The organism is Bradyrhizobium sp. USDA3010 (assembly GCF_056429065.1).
On the sequence record NZ_JBWJZD010000106.1, the window covers coordinates 1 to 3,064 of the forward strand.

Sequence of the window (3,064 nt, forward strand, 5' to 3'; positions counted from 1 at the left end):
TGGCGGGCGTGGTGTTCGCGGCTGAAGGTGATGGGGTTGGCTTTGCAACCGAATCCTACGCCGCATCAGCGCTTTACACCACGCTCGCCAGCCTCTCAGGCGCCTCTGACGAATAAGACGGGCTAAGTGGGCGCCCGCCGATGCGACTTTCTCGGTCGTCAACCCCTCGCATCGGAACCAGTCGATTGCTCTGCCATGCGAGAGTTCGTGAACCGCAGCAGCGATTTGACCGGAATTCTGCGGATCGACGTCGCCAAGACGATTGTTGCGGCCTGAACGAGCAATTGCTGAGCCGGTCCCGCCCCGAGCGCGAGCACCATCTGTCCCAGTTGCGCCATGAACAAGGCTGCGGCGCCACTTGCGATCACGCTTCCACGACTGCCTGTGAACGGAGTGCCTCCCACGACGACTGCAGCAATGCTTGGCAAGAGGTAGTCGCTTCCTGCGGTAGGCGAGGCGTAGCCGACAAAGCCTGCAAGAAGAATTCCGGTGATCGCGTAGCAAATGGCCGCCGCCACATATGTACCAATCTGATACCGCAAAATCTTGATGCCGGATGATTGCGCCGTCGCTGGATTGGCACCTACCGCGATATAGCGCCGCCCAACGATGGTGCCATTGATCAGGATCGAAACCACCGCGACCAGACCGGCCGCAATAAGGACGCTGAACGGAACGGCCCCAATCTTGAAGTTAGAGAAGTTCTGCAGCGACTGAAGAACTGGAAGAGCGCTGCCGCCCGTAATCATCAGCGGCGCTAGCCTGGCGGAGGCCGGCGAGCGCGCGATGGCCGAGCTGCTGCAACTGGTCTGCGTGGACAAGCGGATGGCGCCGCCGGCGGACGGCGCAGCAGCGTCGCGCTTCCTGCTTCCGATCCGGAGGACGGCGTCATCTGGGTTTACGGCATAGGTGACGAAGGCGTCATGGCGTTCACCGACTTCGGCATCGAAAACCTGATGGAGCTCATCAGGATACACAAGGAAAACCCCGAACCCCTCAAGCGGTGAAATCGGGGATCCACTGTCCGCGGCCTAGGTCGGCTTACGATTACCCACATTTTTGAGTCAGATTGTCGCTCCCGTTGCGATATCGATGACTCGCGACAATCCGCGCCACATGATCAGATTCCCTGGTGGCGGATCGTTGGCACGGGCGAGGTAGCCGCCGAGCCTGGCGATCTTGATGAGATAATGCGACAATGTCTTTCGTTGTGTGCTGACTGGAATCTTGTCTTTGACGAGCCGATCAAGCAATTGGATTTCACCTTTGGTCAGCACAAACTCCGGTGAGGCATTTGGCGCTGAACGATTAAGCATCGTCATCCAAAAAATGCGCCAGCTCACAATGCAGAATACCGAGATCAGACTCGTCAGTCGCTGAGCGGTCCGCAGTTGCGAGTCCTCTGCCCTACAGCCGGATTTGAGTATCTTGTGGAAGACCTCGATCTTCCATCGCAAGGAATACCATTCGAGTTTCTCGATCGCATCCCCGCGCGATTGCACTGGAAGATCGGTCAGGAGTTTCCATTCAATCTTCTTTCTGTTCTTTGGCGCTCCTCTTTCATCAGCGTGGATCACTGTCAAAGTCAAAGCTGGATACCGCGACTGCTTGCCTATCGGTGGCAGAATACGAATTTTACGATACCGGATTTCAAGAACAGCCTGGTCTGGATTGCCCTTGCTATCCTGGACTTCGATCCGGTGGAGACCTTTGACCACGACCTCGTCCATTATCGTTGCAACGGTATGATCGCCATCGCCTGCCAGGCGATTGACACAGGTCCTTACCAAGAAATGCGTTCCAACCTCTTGGGTGGCGCAAAACAATTCATAAATATCGGCCTCACGATCACCGATATGGATGCACTGCGATGGCTTCTCGAAAAGCTCGGTGGATTGTTTGAGGTTCTCAAACCACCGAATGCTCTCCTTGGTTTCAATGGGGATCCGTGTCAGGTTGACCTCGCGCCTGAGCGCAGCGACCCCTCTGAATTTCTTTCTGGTCCAGAACTTCACAGCGCTGAGCCCCAGTGGAAGCCCCTCGAGGGTCACCGCAAGGCTCGAATGCATCAATATTCCGCATGTCGTGTACGTTTGGGGTTTCCCGTCCAATCTTCGAGAGTTGCTTTTGGGGATGCGCTTAATCATCCCGATCAGATCCGGGCGCTCCCTTTGATAGCTGAATTCGGTCGTATCATGCAGGACAAGAACAGGCCCCTTCGCAGCCGCGATACGTTCCCGCGTCGCTTTAAAATGACCAGACAGGATATCGGCCTCGCCTACTCGTTCATTGGAGAAGAAACGATAGGCCGCCTTGGTATTCGCCCAGTCTTGGCAAACCATCGGGATGCTCTGTCCGATGTCTCCACCAATCTGCTTCAGCAGCATACGAAATCTCTCGCCAAGTCGAGCGTCCTGGAATTCGCACAGCGCAGCTTCACAGTCAAACCAAGTCACAACGTCAGACGCCAACCGATGCGCCTTCTCATCCCGGGCGCGTGAAGTCAGTCCCATAGAGCACCTCTTCTCGAATCAGGTGCCCATCAAAGAATCACAAGCGATTCTGGCGACTCAAGTTTTTCGGCTCAGTGCACCTCAAAAGATGTTGATAATCGTAAGATGACGAAGGCCGCCTGATTGACGCATGCGCGCGGGCACGGCGAGGTCTATGATGGCATTGGGTGAAGGGTGAAGGTCGGGCGGCCTGCTGATTGGCTGGCTTGTCGGCCTGGCGCAGGAGCTTCCATTCCCAGGGCAAGAGCTCGTGCAGACGCGATGCGGGATGATCGGCGATACGGGCCAGAACGGCGGCGAGCCAGGCCTTGGGATCGACGTCGTTGAGGCGACAGGTCGTGATCATCGTCAGCATGATGGCGGCACGGTCGGCGCCGCGCTGGCTGCCGGCGAAGGTCCAGTTGCGCCTTCCCAAGGCCGTTTACCGTTCATTCTGCCCATGTCGGGGAGGATTTCGAGGTCCACTATCGTTGGCATCCCTATTTTGGCCGGACGGTGAACGTGCGTCGGGTGGAGCAACGCGCGACAGGTCAGTTTTTGCGGATCCGAAC

The 3,064-nt window shown here is 56.9% G+C and carries 2 protein-coding genes and 1 pseudogene; all 3 read right to left on the reverse strand.

All coding sequences use genetic code 11. The annotated features are described in order from the left end of the window. Window positions 1-158 precede the first annotated feature (158 nt). A complete protein-coding gene (locus tag AC066Y_RS43015; RefSeq protein ID WP_478279110.1) occupies window positions 159-749 on the reverse strand; it encodes an ABC transporter permease in 591 nt (196 codons plus the stop codon). Window positions 750-1,064: 315 nt separating this feature from the next. Continuing rightward, window positions 1,065-2,513 (reverse strand): IS4 family transposase, encoded by a 1,449-nt coding sequence (locus tag AC066Y_RS43020; RefSeq protein ID WP_478279109.1) that lies wholly within the window; start codon window positions 2,511-2,513, stop codon window positions 1,065-1,067. Between the two features lie 226 nt (window positions 2,514-2,739). Then, window positions 2,740-2,931, reverse strand: a pseudogene (locus AC066Y_RS43025) (transposase domain-containing protein); the annotation flags it as partial. Between the last annotated feature and the right edge of the window lie 133 nt (window positions 2,932-3,064).